This window comes from Agrobacterium cavarae, assembly GCF_004310285.1.
In the GTDB taxonomy this organism is placed as follows: Bacteria; Pseudomonadota; Alphaproteobacteria; order Rhizobiales; family Rhizobiaceae; genus Agrobacterium; species Agrobacterium cavarae.
In genome coordinates this window covers 21,709-38,725 of sequence record NZ_SISF01000020.1, presented here as the reverse complement: position 1 = coordinate 38,725, position 17,017 = coordinate 21,709, and the positions used below count along the sequence as shown (strand labels likewise).

The following is a 17,017-nucleotide window of genomic DNA, read 5'->3' as shown; positions in this document are numbered from 1 at the left end:
ATCCTCATGTCCGTCCAAACCCGACCGCTAGCCGCCGGAATGTAGGGTTAACCATAGATACCAGCACTACCCCTGCAATGCACGCTAAGCCTCCGATGAAAGCACTCTGCCCGGAGGTCGCAACGGAGGCAAGCAAGCCCGCTCGTACGTCGCCAAGATTTGGACCGCCAGTGCTCACGACGGAAGCCAGACTGTTGACCCTACCCCTAATATGATCGGGAGTTCGAAGTTGCAAAAGTGTCGCCCTGAATACGCCTCCGATCATGTCTGCTGCCCCGCCGACCGCCAACAGGCTGATGGCAAGCCAACCGGAACTAGCGAAGCCCAAGGCTGCGTTGGTACCTCCCCAGACCACAGCCATGGCGATGATAACCATGCCTTGGTGCCGAACGGAAGACAGAGGACCTGAAAGGACCGCCGCGATCAGCCCGCCGATTGCCGGAGCTGCATAGAGAGCACCTATAAGGTCCGCGCCTCCACCGAGTTGCTCCACTGCTATCGCCGGAAGCAGAGCTCTAGGCATGGCTAGAACCATTGCACACAGGTCCACAAGGAGCACAGCGGCCAGGATGTGCTCTGTCGCCGCGAAGCGAATACCCTCGATAACCGCGCTGAGACCCGATATCTTGCCTCCCCCTTCAACGGGCATGGGGGACATGCGATAGACTGTGTACAGGGCGCATAGAAACGTGACTGCGTCGATAAGATAGGCAGCTGCGAGTCCGGACTGTACAATCACCAATCCGCCTACCAAAGGGCCGACCAGGAGACTGAGTTGGAAGGATAGCTGAAGCAGCGATGCGGCGGCGGGGATAAGATCTGCCGGCAGAAGTCGCGCGATGAACGAACGCCGTGCAGGACCATCGATCGCCGTGAATGCCGCCTGAACGGCAACAAGCGCATACAACAGCGGTAGAAGCAGGGGGGTCCTAAACAATGCTTGCGTCGCGAACAAGGCGGCAGTGGCGCACAAGACAGTCGAGCAGACTAATACAACCTTGCGCCTGTCGACCCTGTCGATGATCACACCACCCCAGAGTCCAAAGAGTATCGCAGGGACCACGGCCGCTAGACCGACCATGCCTACCGCGAGCGACGATTGGGTCATTTCGTAGACCTGGATGGCGACCGCCACTCTCGTCATCTGGTTGCCCATCCCGGAAAGGGATTGACCTATCCACAAGCGCCGGAATTCCGTCGACGCCTTTAGTGGCCGCAGGTCGACGAACAGGAGCCTCCTCGCGGCGCCGTCTGGGCCAGAAGCAATTTTCTCAGAAGGATTATCAGTCATGAACAAAGACCTTAGCTACACGCCGAACCCGAGCAGAGTAGTTCTGCTATCACTTGCCCCATGACAACAGTATGACTGGAGTACATGAGGGTAACGACCCTACCCCCGGCCGGTAGAAGTAGCTTCACAGGCTTCACACAGGCGTCACAATACACAGGCTATTATTCATACTGGATGCGGATCTATATTGAGGAACTGTCCTATGCGTACGCATATTGATGATCTGTCCACAAGTATTGACACCTTGTCGGCAGAAATCGCTGAGCTTGCAGACAGGCTTGATCATCAACATCGGCAGCAACGCAAGGTACAATTCTTCTTGGACATCCGCGGATACTTGGCAATGAACAAGCCCGTGGGCGACTACGTCGAGTTTGGCCTCTACCGCGCCGAGATGATGATCGGCGCTCATTACATATTGGATCATCTAGGACTCATCCGGCGGTACGTGGGCTTCGACAACTTCGCCGGTGAACCCTCTATGACACCTAGCGAGGCTGCTCGCCTACCGTTCATTGCTCCAGGTGACTATAAGAGCGACGAAGCAGAAGTCCGTACTTTTCTGGAGAAGTTACTAGGCAACGATCGGGCGAAACTCGTCGTCGGCGACTTTCGTAAATTAGAAGACCGCGATGGAGAGCCAGCTCAGCCAGTTGTCGTGGGCGTGATCGATTGCAATCTGGAGTCGTCTATCGAGGCCGCGCTCCGTGCATTGTTGCCACGTATGACTAGTGGCGGTGTGCTGTATCTCGACGACTTCTTTCTCAACCTGACCGCGTCAGGGCTGTGGCACGAGCAAGCCCTCTTCCAGGCCGCCAACCGGTTCGGGCGTCGCTTGGTCGAGTTCAACACGTACCCCCCGTGCGGACGAGCCTTCTTAGTATTCGACGCGTCGAAGTAGCAACTCGTCGCATGAACTTAGAAGCCGTTCTTAAACTCACGGCACCTAACATCCACTGTACATGGAGCCAATATGCCTCTGCATTCCTATGACGAATGGTCGAATCTGAAGGAAGTGATCGTCGGAAACGCTGAGAATTACGTTTCGCATGAACGCGAGCTGTCTTTCGATCTATTCTTCCATGACAACCTCAAGAACCGTTCGGAATGGTATTATCCTCGACTTTCGGGCGTCTCAAACAAAAGCGAAGATCAAGGACGCGAAAAATACAAAATCAAACGCCGATACCTCGATGAGCTGAGCGAAGACGTTGAAGGTATCGCCGATACGTTGACTTCTTTAGGCGTCATGGTTCATCGACCTATGTCGCTCGCCGCCACTACCGGTGATGTCAGCACGCTGGGCTGGACTGCGGCCGTCGTTCCTCCGCTCAACGTCAGAGACATCGCACTTGTTGTAGGGGATGAGGTCATCGAGACTCCCCCGATGCTCAGGTCACGTTATTTCGAGACTCAATTTCTGAAGCCGATATTTGCAGAGTATTTCCGCCGAGGCGCTCGCTGGACCGTCATGCCACGTCCTCTTATGACCGACAGGTCATTCGATCCCTCCTATGCTCTAAGCACTGCAGGCGGGCCGATGGAGCCGATCGAAAATCCTCGGGCATCTCCGTACGACGTTGGTATCGAGATGATGTGGGATGGCGCTCAATGTCTCCGGTTGGGCAAGGATCTGATTGTGAACATCGCCACCGAAAACCACAGCTTGGCTTGTGATTGGCTCGAACGCCATCTTGAAGGACGTTTTCGGATTCATCGCGTCTACCGCCTCAGCGACAGCCACATCGACAGCAAGGTCTTGGCGTTGGCTCCGGGGAAGTTACTCGTCCGTTCGCTCGATGTGGCTGAGTTCCTGCCACAGAAGCTCAGGTCCTGGGATATGATCGTGGCACCTGACCCGCACGAGAACAACTATCCTACCTACGACAACGACGACCTAGTTTTGACGAGCCTCTACATAGATCTCAACGTGCTATCGGTGTCGCCAGACACGGTTTTGGTGAACGAGGCGTATCCCGAGCTTATCAAGACGCTTGAGGCGAATCGGTTTCAAGTAGTCCCCGTTCGCCACCGACATCGGCGTCTGTTCGGCGGAGGATTTCACTGTTTCACCCTCGATACCGTCCGGGAAGGAGCGGCCGAGAACTACTTGGACTGAACCGTCCGAATTGGTTGGAAAGGTTCTCAATTCCCGCTTCGCAATGAAGAGGCATCAGGTGAAAAACTTGACCTACGACGATGTTACAGCAAGCCGAGGTCCCCGCCAGAAATCCCTGATTTTAGGTGTGGGGACGGCGGTTCCCGCCAGTTCTTACAGTCAAGCCGATATCCTGGAGGCATTCGATGTTCAGGATCGGAGAATCCGCTCGGTCTTTGTCAATGGCGGCATCGATCGACGAAACTTGTGCTTGCCGAGTGTTGAAGACGGCTCCTTGCGGACTGAGACACAAGCAGAACTCATTTCCAAGCATGTGACTGTCGGCCTGGACATAGGGACGAGGGCTTTGGCTTCGTGTCTAAAACAGGCGGGCGCCGAACTTGATGACGTACGCTACATTTGCTGCGTCTCGTCTACAGGCTTCATCGTCCCTGGCTTCAGTGCACTGCTGATCAAGGAACTGGGGCTATCGACGAATTGTTCGCGCCTGGACGTTGTAGGAATGGGGTGTAATGCAGGTCTGAATGGCCTCGGGGCTACCGCCGGCTGGTCTGAACTCCACCCGGGCGAATTAGCCGTGATGATATGCATAGAAGTCTGTTCTGCACTTTATGTATTCGATGACGAGATGTCGTCTGCAGTGGTCAACAGTTTGTTCGGAGACGGTGCGGCTGCTGTCGCTTTGATCAGCGGCAGGGGCGGCTCCAGCCTGAACGCGCCGTCGCTGATGAATTTTGCCAGTCACATCATTCCCGAAGCCTCTGACGCTATGCGTATAGATTGGCATGAGGGGCACGGGAAATTTTCGTTCGCGCTCGAGCAGGACGTTCCTTACGTCGTTGGTGCCCATGCCATCAATCCAATCACTAGGCTTCTCGAAGCAGCACACCTTCTTCCTTCCGATATTGACCATTGGATCATCCATTCAGGCGGTCGCAAAGTCATCGACTCCGTTCGTGTCAATCTCGGTCTTACCCGCTCAGATGTACGACACACACTTGGAGTACTTCGCGATCATGGAAATCTTTCAAGTGGTTCCTTTCTGTTCTCGTACGAGAGGCTCAATCTTGAGGGCTCCGTATCGCCTGGAGACACTGGAGTGATGATGACGATGGGCCCAGGTTCCACTATCGAGACGGCGCTTTTGCAATGGTAGATAATCTGCTGGTAGGAACGTTATCGAAATCCGCAACGCCCGGGATGCAGTCGGTCGTCGAGCTGACCTTCGAGTGTAGTGACGACCTAGTCCGAGCCACCGAGAAGCTTGACCGTCTTTGCACCGACATCTCGTCTCTGCCCGAGCCTCGTGTGGCAATTGTGCGATTGCAGCCCGATAGCAGCGTTTCGTTTGCTGGCACACGCCTGACCACGCATGCCGCCGGACGGTGGGAACGGGCAGTCAGACGCTTTGAGCGTCTCGACGCCGTTGGTATCACAGTGGCCTACGGGGTCTGCGGAGGCATTTCGCTTGATCTTCTGCTCGTCGCCGACTGTCGGATCGCATCTCAGGATTTCCAACTGAAGCTGCCGCGTTGCGAGGGTCAGTTCTGGCCTGGAATGGCCATGTATCGTCTCGCTCAGCAGGTAGGGCTGGCTCAAGCCCGTAGGATAGTTTTCCAGGAGCAGCAGATTGACCGCTCCCGCTGCATCGAGCTCGGTCTAGTCGATCCCTCCATGTCGGACATCGACACGGTTTTGGCTGACCAACTTGCCAAGCTTACCGATGTTTCCACGTCCGACTTAGCTATCAGGCGCAGGCTGCTCCAGGAGGCGATATCGACATCATACGAGGACGCTTTAGGGACTCATCTTGCGGCGTGTGATCGTACGCTTAAAAGAACGACGATAAACGACAATGACTGAACCGGTTGATCCATCTAGTGCGCATTTCGGTGATTACCCGGATCACTCGCCGGATCCGTTCGTTGGGAATTTGACGGCAGATACCAATATTTTGCGGCAACTCCGTAACGGGCCCATCTCTCGCGACGCAAGCCAATTTAGGGCCCTAAGACGTGGTTTCATGCTTCTTCACGCTCGGGAGGTATACCACGCGATAACAAGCGATAAACGGCTCAACTTGCGCGTCGAGGACCTGGTGTTGGCCTGCGCCGAGCGATTTCCTGACCTAGTACCGACGAGCGCAGAAATGGCGGAGGAAAGACGACGGCGGCAGACTGACAAGCTGGGATTGGAAATTGACCAGGCTGCACTGCTTCAGGCCTTCTTGTCTGTACCTGACGTCGGCAACCACCTCATGGCTTCTATGGTCCGCCCGACGCGCCGTGCGCATGAGCTAATCGATGGTTTCAAGCGAAGTGGCAACGTGATTTTGGACAGCGTGAGTGTCGAGAGACGTAACGGCGTGGGCCACATCACCTTCCATAACTTCACGAGCCTCAATGCAGAAGACCTGCCTTTCCTGAGGGACTTCGAAGCCGCAGTGGACCTCGTGCTCATGGACGACCAAATCCGAGTCGGGGTTCTTCGTGGCGCCCACATGAAGCACCCCAAGTACATAGGTCGACGGGTGTTCTGCTCCGGGTTGAACTTAAAAGAATTAGCCAAAGGCCGCATTCCGGTCGTCGACTATCTCATCGCCAGGGAGCTTGGCCTCATGAGCAAACTGCACAGGGGCATCTTGCTGGAGGGGAAACGCGGCGCATATGGCGCTCGAGTTGAAAAACCATGGATCGCGGCAGTTGACAGCTTCGCGATTGGTGGAGGAATGCAGCTACTCCTAGTAGCCGACTGGGTCATAGCGGCGACGGACTCTTGGTTTAACCTGCCTGCAGCCCGGGAGGGCTTCCTGCCCGGACTGGCCAACTTCCGGCTGAGCCGCACTGTAGGGCATAGGTTAGCCCGCCGCCTGATCCTAGGCGGTTCAACAGTGAAGGCCACCGGCCCGGAGGCCGGCCTCGTATGCGATCAAGTTGTTCCTTCCGCTGAAATGGACGCTGTGATTCTGGGCGCAGCGGCGTTGCTCAGCGAGGAGGCAGCGCTGGTAAATCGTGTCTTTTTAAATCGCGCCGACGAACGCCCGGAGGAGCTTCGCAAGTACCTCGCCGACTTCGGACTCACTCAAGCGCAAAGGATGTGTTCACCGGACGTGGCTGCTAAGGCCAAAGCTTTCGAAAACCATGGCGGCACGACCACTGAGAGGGTGCAGCAGTGACGAACCACGTGCTGGAAGTACATCCTGTTCTAAACGATCCTGTGTTCGGCTCCATGAATTTCCTGAACGAGATCATGCGCGAGTATCCCAGCGCGATCTCATTTGGCCCGGGAGCGCCTAATCACGCGTTCCGCGATGACTTCTCCATACCTGAATGTCTGGCGTGTTTCGAAGAACATTTGATCGAGCAAACCGGATGCACTGCGAAAGATGCAAGCAACCTTCTATACGACTACGGCCCGAGCAAAGGAATCTTGAATCGACTGATCGCTGACGCGCTGGCGATGGACGAGGGTATCGATGTTGCACCTAGCTCCATTGTCGTTACGGTCGGTGCCCAAGAGGCAATGGCGCTAGCGCTTCGTGCGCTGTTCCGTTCCCCAAGGGACCTGTTGGCCGTGGTTACTCCCTGCTATGTCGGTATCATAGGCGCGGCAAAGGCTCTAGGTGTTGATACCGTGCCGATAGACGAGACTGATAATGGCCTCGACCTTGCTGGACTCGCGGGTGCCGTCGCCCATGCCCGCAGTCAAGGCAGCAACATACGAGCCCTCTACGTTGCGCCCGACTTTGCCAATCCTTCCGGGACGATAATAAGCAGGTCAGCGCGGGAGCAGCTCCTTGCTTTGGCTCGCAAAGAGAATTTTTTCATTGTCGAAGATACCGCTTACGCGTTCACCGCGGGAGTTCCAGATCCGACACCAAGTCTGAAGGCGCTGGACACCGAGCACCGGGTAGTACAGATCAGCACCTTCTCGAAAATAGGCAGTCCAGCGCTACGCGTCGGCTTTGTGGTCGCCGACCAGAGGACCAGAAACGCAGATGGTAAAGACGAGTTCTTGGCGGACGCGCTCGGGCGTTTGAAGAGCATGATAAGCGTGAACACCTCCCCGATCTGCCAAGCCGTGGCCGGGGGCATGCTGTTGCGCCACGGAGGCTCCATTAGAGCCTTGGGACGCGCCAAGGCTGATTTCTATAGATCCAACTTGCAGGCGTTGATTGATGCACTCGATCACAAGCTATCGCCGCTGGTCGCGGAGTGGCCCACCATCGCGTGGACGAGGCCGGAAGGGGGGTTCTTCGTGCGCCTCAAGGTGCCACTTGAAGTAGACCTAAACCTCCTAAGACGTTCGGCCGGTGAGTACGGCGTTATCTGGACGCCTATGGTCAGTTTTCATCCAGCCGGCGGCGGGCGCAACGAGATCAGACTTTCCTGCAGCTACCTAACCAGAGAGCAAATCCAGGTGGGAACAGAGCGTTTGGCAAGTTTCCTCAGAGCTGCGTGCGCCTCCGCAACACAAGGGTCCGACCCATAGTGCAATTCCAAGGAGACAAACATGGCGACACCTAAACAGAAGCCTCACCGTGCAATTATCCTGGCAGCCGGTTCCGGCAGGCGCTTGGCAAGTTGGCGAGGACCAAAAGTACTTCTTCAATTTGCCGGCAGAACCCTATTGGAAAGACATGTCACGGCACTAGAGGCTAACGGGATAGCGGAAATTGCGATCACCGTAGGATACCAAGCCGACGCGATCGCCCTTGAGATCGAACGAATAGCCCCTTCTGCGCGGATCCAGCTCGTTCATAATCCGGATTACCTCCTCGGAAGCATGGTATCTCTATGGCATCAGCGGGCTCAACTGAGCCGCGGGGATCCCGTGCTCTTGATGGATGGAGATGTCCTTTACGGCGCGGCGATGATTCCCGCATTGCTCGACGACGTCACAGAAAATCGCTTGTTGCTGGACCGAAACATCGAACCGGGAGACGAGCCCGTCAAGGTATGCTTCCGCGGCGGAGACATAGTGGACTTCCGCAAGATGCCGGTAAACCCCTACGATTGGTTCGGGGAGTCTGTCGGCTTCTTTCTTTTTTCCGGTGCGATGTCGGGTGAACTAGCCCGGCGCACTGACGACTACATCAGCAGGGGTGAGACCTCCTTAGAGTATGAGGAGGCGATCCGGGACCTGATTATCAGCTACCCAAGCAAATTCGGCGCCGCCGACATTACATCTCAGTTCTGGACCGAGATCGATTTCGACGATGACGTTGAGCGCGCCGAACGTGACATCCTGCCAAATTTGGAGATTTAGCAATGTTCGAGAGTTCTGAAACGACGGACCATATCCTGTCGAAGGAGCAGGTTGCATTCTTCGACAGTCACGGATGGGTGCTAGTCCCTGGGTTTTTCGATGCTAAGACGACATCCGATCTTCTTTCCTGGACTGAGGAAGTGACCGGTATGCCCGAGGTTGCCGGAGGCAACATGGTGTACCACGAGCCTAGTTTGCTGGACCCTGGCGCTCTGGTGATCCAACGCATCGAGAACTTTTGCCCTCGTCATGCTGGTTTCGATGAGCTCGTGCGTCAAAGCAGCTTAGTCAAGGCCGTTTCACAAGTCCTGGGAGGCGACGCTTGTCTCTTCAAGGATAAGATCAATTTCAAAATGAGCGGGGGCGCCGGGTTCGACGTACATCAGGATCAGCAAGCAGGCTGGTCCAAGTATGCACCTCTATTCATTACCGCGTTGGTTTGCCTCGATGCGGCGACAACAGCTAACGGATGCTTGGAGATGGCGCAAATCCCACGCTTGAAGAAGCTCATTGCACCGGAGTGGCGTCCTGTAGCAGAAGAGGAATTGGCAGGGGTGGAGCTTTTTCCCGTACCGACAGAGCCAGGCGACCTATTGCTTTTCGACAGCTTCGCACTTCACGCGTCGAAACCAAATCTGTCGGAGACCAAGAGGCGGTTGTTGTACCTCACCTACAACCTGAGATCAGAGGGAGATCACAGAGAAGCCTACTTCGAAGACAAGCGAGCGAGTTTCCCACCGGACATAGAGCGGGAAGCAAATACCACTTACACATTCAAGGTGTGACCGCAAGATGAACATACCGCCTCCTGCTCAAATCGACGTACATGACCGATACGGGGTAAACGCGGCATCTGCCGGCCAAAGCGACGGATCGCTCCAGACAACGTCAGCAAGGGTTCAGACATCCTTTGCCGCTCTGCGACAACTCATACAGTCTCCACACCTGGAATTCCTAATGGAAGCCCACAACGGGTTGTCCGCCCGAATTGTCGAAGAGGCAGGTTTCAGGGGTATTTGGGCTTCCGGATTGACTATATCCACCAGCCTCGGGCTTAGGGACAGCAATGAGGCCTCCTGGACCCAGGTTCTGGAAATACTCGAGTATATGACGGACGCCACCAGACTACCCATACTTGTCGACGGTGATACGGGCCATGGTAATTTCAACAATGTTCGTCGTTTCGTGCGCAAACTATGCGAACGCGGTGTCGCAGGGATATGCGTAGAGGACAAGCTCTTTCCCAAGACCAACTCGTTTGTTGGCGAAAGACAACCGCTGGCAGAAATCGACGAGTTTTGTGGTCGCATCAAGGCAGGCAAGGACAGCCAAACTGATGATGATTTTGTGTTCGTTGCCCGCGTGGAAGCGCTAATCTCGGGTAGGGGAATGGAAGAAGCTCTCAGGCGGGCTGAAGCTTACCATGCAGCGGGCGCGGATGCCATTCTCATCCATTCCAAGCAGAGAACTGCCAGCGAGGTCCTAAGCTTTGCAAAGGAGTGGGCGGGCAGGTCTCCTCTGATCATCGTGCCTACGAAATACTACGCGACACCTACCGACCAGTTCCGTGAAGCGAAAATATCCACCGTCATCTGGGCCAACCACCTGCTGCGAGCGGCGGTCTCGGCGATGAAACAGGCTGCAACAAACATAGGAGTCAACGAAACCCTAGTGCAAATTGAGGATCGAATCGTACCAGTGGACGAGCTGTTTCGTTTATCCGGGAATGACGAACTCGATGCTGCCGAACGACGTTACCTTCCCGCCAAAGCTATTCCCCAGGCCATTGTGCTGGCTGCAACTCGGGGCGAGATCCTTGAGCTTACCGAGGATCGCCCGAAATGCTTGCTCGATGTACGTGGAGTACCTCTCCTGAGCCGGCTGGTCTCGACGCTCCAAGATGCAGGCTTGAGCAAGATAGCGGTCGTACGGGGGTACCGAAAGAATTCCATCGACGATCCACGCATCGTCACTATCGATAATGATAGGTATGACCAGACGGATGAGGTTTTCTCCCTGGCCTGCGCTCGATCGCATCTGATGGGCGAGACTGTAGTCATGTATGGCGACGTTCTCTTTCGCCGCTACATCCTTGATGCAGTGCTCAACTGCGATGCCGACATCGTAGTAGCAGTCGATGGACTATCTGGCCCAATGCATTCTATAACAAGGGACCGCGACTATGTTGCTGGGGACCTTCCCTACATCGCTACCGACCTAGATGACTCGTTCGTCAGTCTAAAGCATATCCACAGTGGTCTTCCCCACTCGCAGATTACTGGTGAGTGGATCGGTCTGGTTCGCTTCAGCGCCATTGGTGCCCGTTGGCTTTGCGAGGAGTTGGACCGCGTGGAAGATGAGGGACTGCTGGAAGAAGCTGACATGCCTTTGCTCCTCTCACGGATGGCCAAGTATCGTTCGGTGCGCGTGTTGTATTTTGCATCAGATTGGGTGGACGTGAACACGTTGGTCGATCTCGCCGACGCCCGCAACTTTGTCTGAAGGCCAGGAATGATTAGTTCAGAAACTTTCCTTTCCGCCGCAAAGGCTCGCCGACACGATTTCTATGTCGGGGTGCCTTGTAGCTCCTTGGCACCGTTGATCAACGGGGCGCTGACGCGGCCGGATGCTACCTACGTTGGAGCAAGTAGCGAAGGAGAAGCGGTTGCGATCGCGTCCGGCGCTTGGCTGGCTAACCGTCCTGGCACAATTCTGTGCCAGAACTCAGGACTAGGAAACGCCGTAAATCCACTGACCTCCTTGAACATTCCATTTCGCATTCCCGTCCTGGTCGTCACGAGCTGGCGAGGTCAACCGGGGATACCAGACGAGCCTCAACATGCGATGATGGGGACGATCACGCAACAACTGCTTAGTCTTATGCAAATTCCCCACGGTGCATTTCCCGAGACGGCGCAATCAATTCATATAGCCTTGGACGAAGCATGCGCTCATATGAGCAGCACAGATTTGCCTTTTGCGCTCGTAGCTGCCGATGGCGCCTTGGAGCGATGTGAAGCACCGCGTATGCCCGCTGTTCACCGCTCCGAAGGTGTACGCGTTGGATGGCAGCCGACAGGGGAACGCCCTTCACGCATGGCTGTCCTGGAGCGTTTCCTGAGTTTGGTCGATCAGACGACGGCCGTGATCGCTACGACCGGAAAGTGCGGTAGGGAGTTGTTCACTCTGGCTGACCGCCCGCAACATTTGTACATGGTTGGTGCGTTGGGATGCGCGTCCTCAGTTGGGCTAGGCGTAGCGCTAAACAGCACAACGCGAGTGGCAGTTTTGGATGGCGATGGTTCGGTTCTGATGAAAATGGGAGCGCTAGCGACGATCGGCGCAACGCGACCATCCAATTTATTGCACATTATATTAGACAATGGCGTGCATGACTCTACCGGTGGACAGGCTACCTCTCCAGTCGACTTCGCGACGGTAGCTACGGCCTGCGGCTATGCCTTCGTTGCTGACTGTGCCGACATCCATGGGTTTGAAGAGGCTTTCCTGGCAGCGTCAAGGATTGACGGACCAGCCTGCATTCACATGCGGATAGCATCGGGCTCGATATCCAAACTCGGACGGCCAGCACTTCCGCCCGAGGTCGTTGCCAGAAGGTTCAAGGCTTTCCTCGCTGACCATCATGAAATCTGATCTGTGGAGGTCGAAGTGGCACATGAAAATCTGACTCTGTTGACACCTGGGCCTCTTACAACTTCGCCGCTGGTCCGAAAAGCTATGGAACGGGATTGGGGTTCGCGAGATTCAGCTTTTGTCAACCTGACCTCAGAACTGAGATTCATGCTCGCCGGCCTAGCGAACGGTACAGATACTCACGTTGCCGTCCCGATAGGTGGACCGGGCACTTCGGCCGTTGAGGCCGCTATAGGCACCCTCGTCGGTCCCACCGACAGGTTGCTTGTGCTTGTGAACGGAGCCTATGGCGAACGAGTCGTAGAAATAGCTCGTCGATTGCGTATTCCAGTTGAGATCATCCGCGGTCCTGAGGATCGACCGATCGACACTGATCACGTCGAGGCTGCTTTACGCAACAACCCGGAAATCACGCACGTCGCGCTCGTACATTGCGAAACGACAACCGGGGTGCTGAACCCATTAGAAGAAATCGCATGTATCGTTGAACGCTTTGGGAGGCTGTTGATCCTAGATGCGATGAGCAGCTTCGGCGCATTGCCAATCGATGTAACGATCAGCCCAATCGCCGCTTTGGTTGCATCAAGCAACAAGTGTCTCGAAAGCGTACCAGGCGTCGGCTTCGTAGTCGTGGAGCGTACGTTGATTGCCAACGCGGCCAGCGTTAGCCCAAGCTTGAGCCTCGATCTACACGCCCAGTGGGCAGCGTTCGAAGCCACTGGACAATGGCGTTTTACTCCTCCAGTTCAAGTCGTCGCGGCCTTGGTGGAAGCCTTACATCAATTGAAACAAGAAGGAGGTCCACCCGCGCGGCTTAACCGCTACCAACGCAACATGAACCTTCTTCTCGCTGGAATGCAAAAATTGGGGTTTGTCAGTCTTTTAGCGCGGGCCGTTCAGGCACCTATAATCGCAACATTTTTAACGCCTTCTGACAAGACATTTGTCTTTCGAACGTTCTATGAGAGTCTCTTGTCGCGGGGATTTCTTATTTACCCGGGGAAGACCACGGCCGTGGACAGTTTTCGAGTGGGATGTATCGGCGCTATCGACCACCATGTCATGGAAAGGTTCTTGACAGCAGTCTCGGAGGCAAAAATGGCCAAGAAAAATTTTTTCTAAACGCCGGTGGCGATTACGAGCAGAATATTCTGGTTCATGGGGTTGGCCTCATAGAACGGATAAGAACCGTCGACCTCTCTATTAGTTATGTAACGCGCTGGCTACAAAGATTAGTCTGATCAACGCGTTACACGCGCACGCGGCTGACAAACCACTCTCTCGGGCGAACGCTAAATTCACCTCGATGTCTAGTCGCATCCGAAAACCCGCTACAGCGCTCTGCCTCATGATTTTGTTAATTTTGGTCCTATGTAGAGAACCTTGAGCACTGTCTGTTTCGCCGGAACAGGCCATTCGAAATGCAGACGATAGAACTTATGGCTGATCTTTCCGTGCCAATGCGCAAAAAGCGTGCGTTTCACGTCAGACGGGTCGGTGAAAGTCATCTCGCTTTCAAAGTCTTGTTGGTTCGATTTGGATTCCCCCGAGAATGCCGCCCTATCTCCATGGAAATGCTCCTTCACAATTGACTGAGCTACGTTCCCTTCGATTCCGGCGGGACGATCGGACATGTACCGGTCGAGTGTACCAGGGGTCAGAACAAGAGCAGTGCAAAATCGTACGCTAAGGGCGAACGGATCGAGAACTTATGCGACCCGCCGTAGCCCGACTGGCAGACGGAGCGGTCGAAATCCGTTGGACATCTGATGTTCGGCATCCCAGGTGTAGATGCCGGTAAGGTTGATATGCTCCCAACTTAACGGCGAGATGTGCTTCAAGAGAGTATCAGGAATATTTCGGCCCGCTCGCTTCAGCTGTGTGATTGCGCGGTCGAGATAGACTGTATTCCAGTGCACGATTGCGCTGACGACGAGGTTGAGACCAGAGGCGCGGAATGCCTGGCTCTCGAACGACCGATCACGGATCTCGCCTCGCTCGTGAAAAAAGACAGCGCGCTTCAACTTATGGGCGGCCTCGCCTTTGTTGAGACCGGCTTGGCATCTCCGCCGTAGTGCCGGGCTTGAGTACCATTCGATCATGAAGAGCGAACGCTCAATCCGACCGAGTTCGCGGAGCGCCTTTGCGAGATGGCTTTGCTTCGGAGACGCAGAAAGCTTCTTCAGGATCGTAGACGGCACCACGGACCGCGTCGTAATCGACGCTGCAAGATGGAGCAGATCGTCCCAATGATCGAGGATCAGACTGGTATTGATCGGCGCGCCGATGTGGTTCGACAGTGCCGGATATGCACCGCTCGTTTCTAGCGTGTGGAACTTCCGGTCTTTGAGATTGCGCAGTCGCGGTGAGAACCGCTTTCCGATCAAGGCGAAGAGCCCGAAGATATGATCACTCGCGCCGCCTGTGTCGGTAAAGTGTTCATGGATGTCGAGGACAGTGTCCTGATCGAATAGCCCATCGAGCACATAGGCCGCCTCGCTCTCGGTGGGACTGATGGGCAAAATGCTGAAGTAGCCGTATTGATCTGACAGATGGCTGTAGAATTTCGATCCGGGCTCGCTACCGTAATGCAAATTGATGTCGCCGCGCTTTGCGGCCCGGTCGCTCGTACGGAAGAATTGGCCATCGGACGATGACGTTGTGCCATTGCGCCAAAGGCGGGAGTGCGGATGCCGGGTGTGCGCTTCGGTTATACACGCTTGTGCTGCGCGGTAAGTCTCAGATCGAGCGTGGAATGTGCGCATCCACCCAATCTGGTGAGCGCTGATCCCCTTGGATGCGCCCGCCATTCGCTTCGGGCCGAGGTTCGTCGCATCCGCCAGTACACCAGCGAGCATTGCAGAGACATTTTTTGGTACGTCGCCGGTCCGAACATGCGTGAACTGATCCGTAAAGCCGGTCCATTCATGCACTTCCCTTAACAGATCGGGAACCTCGACCAACGGATACATATCGCTGATCTCGGCATTCAGTGCCTCGGCGGCCGCAGGGATTTCGCTGGCGGTTGGTGTGATGATCAACGTTCCGGCCTCAAGACGAACTCCTTCGAGCTTTCCGGATCGTGCCCTGTGCGTCAGACGCTGCAGGTTGAAATCGAGCATTTGACGCGCTTCGGCAAGCCACTGCGCGCCATCAGCTTGGACGCCTAATCCGAGACGATCCTCCTCCTTCAACGTGATGAATGTTGTTCGCGGCATCAAATGCTCGTCAATGGGCCGGAAAGATCGGCTGCCGTCGACCCATATCTCCGCAGATCGAAGCCGGTCTCGCAAAGCAGCGAGCGTTGCGATCTCGTAGAGTCGGCGATCAGGTTTTTCTCGTTCGAAGATGAGCCGCCGGTCAGTTTGGCTAAGGTGGGTGAGCGGGACGCGATCAGGGAGCGTCCGTCGCTTCTCGGCATGAAGCCGTTTAAGCAGCGCAATTGCCGCTAGAAGTGGATCGTGGCGGCGCGCCGAGCGGAACGTGAATGCCCGAAGGAATGCACCAGTGTATTTGTGGACGGTCGCATATTGCTCGGCCGCTACGATCAACGACGGCGCCTCGTTGTCGTCGACCATCGACTCGAGCTCAGGCTTCATCCGAAGCAGTCGATCCCAGCCGACTCTTTGGTCGAGAACATCCATTGCATTCCGACCATTGTTGTTGGCGGACTGCAGCGCGGTGATCGTATCGAGAAACATGCGCAGCGCTTTGGCGGTGTTCGCTCTGCAGTCCATCTGCCGCTGCTTCTTTCGGTTGTTGGCTTGCGAGAACAACTTACCCATCAGCTTGATGAACATCGTTACCGCGTCGTCCGTGAGCTTCTGGCAAAGCTTGATGACTTGAGCCACAATCAGAGCGTGGCGACGGCTGGCATTGAAGTCGTTGGCAAGCCAGGCCGGGGTTGCGTTACCCTCCCGGATCATCTGGCCCCACCGTCCTGCTGATATGCGCGCCTGTAACGTCGGATCGATCTCCAGCTGCCGCAGAAAGGCTATCCGCTCTGTCAGCCCGACCAGATTCGACGCACCTGGCGCTTCTGGCGCCGAGCGTAGCCAATGGAAGCGCGTCTGGCCGATCGACGGGTCCACTTCTAACAGCCGGTCCAATGATCGGAGCGTATCGAGCGGGATGTCTTTAATCAGAGTTGTCTCTGCCCAACGGCGGGCTATCGCACGGCCGGCAAGGCCAATCCGTTCGATCGTGTCGATCGCCGGTAGAAGAGCGCCGCGTTCACGAAACGCGACGACAATCGAACTGACTATCGCAGCACCGTCGTCGGACGTCGCCGCCGCCTGAATTGCAGACAATAGCGCGGCGCGGCGATCTTGCAGCGTCGCGCTTCTCGTATCCAGATACATCATTAGCCGTGCTGTGTGATCCCGACGGGTTTCTTCACGGCGTGCATAGAGCGAAAATGCTTCCGGGGCGGCGCCGATCTGATCAGCAACATATTTAAGCATGGCGCGTGGCGGAATTTCTTCTGCCCCCAGCACTCGACCCGGGTATCGCATCAGACATAACTGAATGGCAAAGCCAAGCCGGTTGTGATTACGTCTGCGCAGTTCTATCTCCAGGCGATCGGCCGGTGACAATGAGTAGTGTCGGATTAAGCTGTCCTCGTCGACAGGGATATCGACAAGCTTTCGGCGATCTTGATCTTTGAGAAGCTTGCGCTTTGCCAT

The 17,017-nt window shown here is 55.6% G+C and carries 14 protein-coding genes; 11 read left to right on the top strand and 3 right to left on the bottom strand.

Annotated features, from left to right (window positions below):
• Positions 1 to 4 precede the first annotated feature (4 nt).
• The gene (locus tag EYC79_RS01990) at positions 5 to 1,291 is read right to left on the bottom strand and encodes an MFS transporter (protein ID WP_111850975.1); all 1,287 of its coding nucleotides are present in this window, start codon (positions 1,289 to 1,291) and stop codon (positions 5 to 7) included.
• Between the two features lie 202 nt (positions 1,292 to 1,493).
• Between EYC79_RS01990 and EYC79_RS01985 the strand changes: the two genes are divergently transcribed.
• The 11 genes from EYC79_RS01985 to EYC79_RS01935 all read left to right on the top strand — a co-directional run bounded on the left by EYC79_RS01985 (position 1,494) and on the right by EYC79_RS01935 (position 13,454).
• Positions 1,494 to 2,192 carry a TylF/MycF/NovP-related O-methyltransferase gene (locus EYC79_RS01985; RefSeq protein ID WP_111850976.1) on the top strand — a complete coding sequence of 233 codons (699 nt, stop codon included), beginning with the start codon at positions 1,494 to 1,496 and terminating at the stop codon, positions 2,190 to 2,192.
• Positions 2,193 to 2,264: 72 nt separating this feature from the next.
• Complete coding sequence (locus EYC79_RS01980) at positions 2,265 to 3,410, top strand: glycine amidinotransferase (RefSeq protein WP_111850977.1); 1,146 nt, start codon at positions 2,265 to 2,267, stop codon at positions 3,408 to 3,410.
• A gap of 67 nt (positions 3,411 to 3,477) precedes the next feature.
• On the top strand, positions 3,478 to 4,566 hold the full coding sequence (gene dpgA, locus EYC79_RS01975; protein ID WP_205654289.1) for a 3,5-dihydroxyphenylacetyl-CoA synthase DpgA: 1,089 nt from the start codon (positions 3,478 to 3,480) through the stop codon (positions 4,564 to 4,566).
• The gene (dpgB, locus tag EYC79_RS01970; RefSeq protein ID WP_111850979.1) at positions 4,560 to 5,273 is read left to right on the top strand and encodes an enoyl-CoA-hydratase DpgB; all 714 of its coding nucleotides are present in this window, start codon (positions 4,560 to 4,562) and stop codon (positions 5,271 to 5,273) included. The genes dpgA and dpgB overlap by 7 nt, the downstream gene beginning before the upstream one ends.
• 160 nt (positions 5,274 to 5,433) lie before the next feature.
• Positions 5,434 to 6,585: an enoyl-CoA hydratase/isomerase family protein gene (locus tag EYC79_RS01965; protein WP_165456938.1), complete on the top strand. Its 1,152-nt coding sequence runs from the start codon at positions 5,434 to 5,436 to the stop codon at positions 6,583 to 6,585.
• The gene (locus tag EYC79_RS01960) at positions 6,582 to 7,901 is read left to right on the top strand and encodes an aminotransferase-like domain-containing protein (protein ID WP_205654287.1); all 1,320 of its coding nucleotides are present in this window, start codon (positions 6,582 to 6,584) and stop codon (positions 7,899 to 7,901) included. The genes EYC79_RS01965 and EYC79_RS01960 overlap by 4 nt, the downstream gene beginning before the upstream one ends.
• Positions 7,902 to 7,922: 21 nt before the next feature.
• The gene (locus tag EYC79_RS01955; protein ID WP_111850981.1) at positions 7,923 to 8,678 is read left to right on the top strand and encodes a phosphocholine cytidylyltransferase family protein; all 756 of its coding nucleotides are present in this window, start codon (positions 7,923 to 7,925) and stop codon (positions 8,676 to 8,678) included.
• Positions 8,679 to 8,680: 2 nt separating this feature from the next.
• Entirely contained in the window at positions 8,681 to 9,463 is a 783-nt protein-coding gene (locus tag EYC79_RS01950; protein WP_111850982.1) for a phytanoyl-CoA dioxygenase family protein, read from the top strand.
• 172 nt (positions 9,464 to 9,635) lie between these two features.
• Positions 9,636 to 11,180, top strand: coding sequence for a phosphoenolpyruvate mutase (aepX, locus tag EYC79_RS01945; RefSeq protein ID WP_245495167.1), 1,545 nt, complete (start codon positions 9,636 to 9,638; stop codon positions 11,178 to 11,180).
• A gap of 9 nt (positions 11,181 to 11,189) precedes the next feature.
• On the top strand, positions 11,190 to 12,332 hold the full coding sequence (gene aepY, locus EYC79_RS01940; protein ID WP_111850984.1) for a phosphonopyruvate decarboxylase: 1,143 nt from the start codon (positions 11,190 to 11,192) through the stop codon (positions 12,330 to 12,332).
• Positions 12,333 to 12,347: 15 nt separating this feature from the next.
• Positions 12,348 to 13,454 carry a 2-aminoethylphosphonate--pyruvate transaminase gene (locus EYC79_RS01935; protein WP_113175584.1) on the top strand — a complete coding sequence of 369 codons (1,107 nt, stop codon included), beginning with the start codon at positions 12,348 to 12,350 and terminating at the stop codon, positions 13,452 to 13,454.
• Positions 13,455 to 13,678: 224 nt separating this feature from the next.
• Here EYC79_RS01935 and EYC79_RS01930 read toward each other — a convergent pair whose 3' ends face one another.
• Together EYC79_RS01930 and EYC79_RS01925 are read right to left on the bottom strand one after the other, a co-directional pair.
• The gene (locus tag EYC79_RS01930) at positions 13,679 to 13,966 is read right to left on the bottom strand and encodes a hypothetical protein (RefSeq protein WP_111850985.1); all 288 of its coding nucleotides are present in this window, start codon (positions 13,964 to 13,966) and stop codon (positions 13,679 to 13,681) included.
• 75 nt (positions 13,967 to 14,041) lie between these two features.
• Positions 14,042 to 17,017, bottom strand: a complete 2,976-nt coding sequence (locus EYC79_RS01925; protein ID WP_111850986.1) for a Tn3 family transposase — start codon at positions 17,015 to 17,017, stop codon at positions 14,042 to 14,044.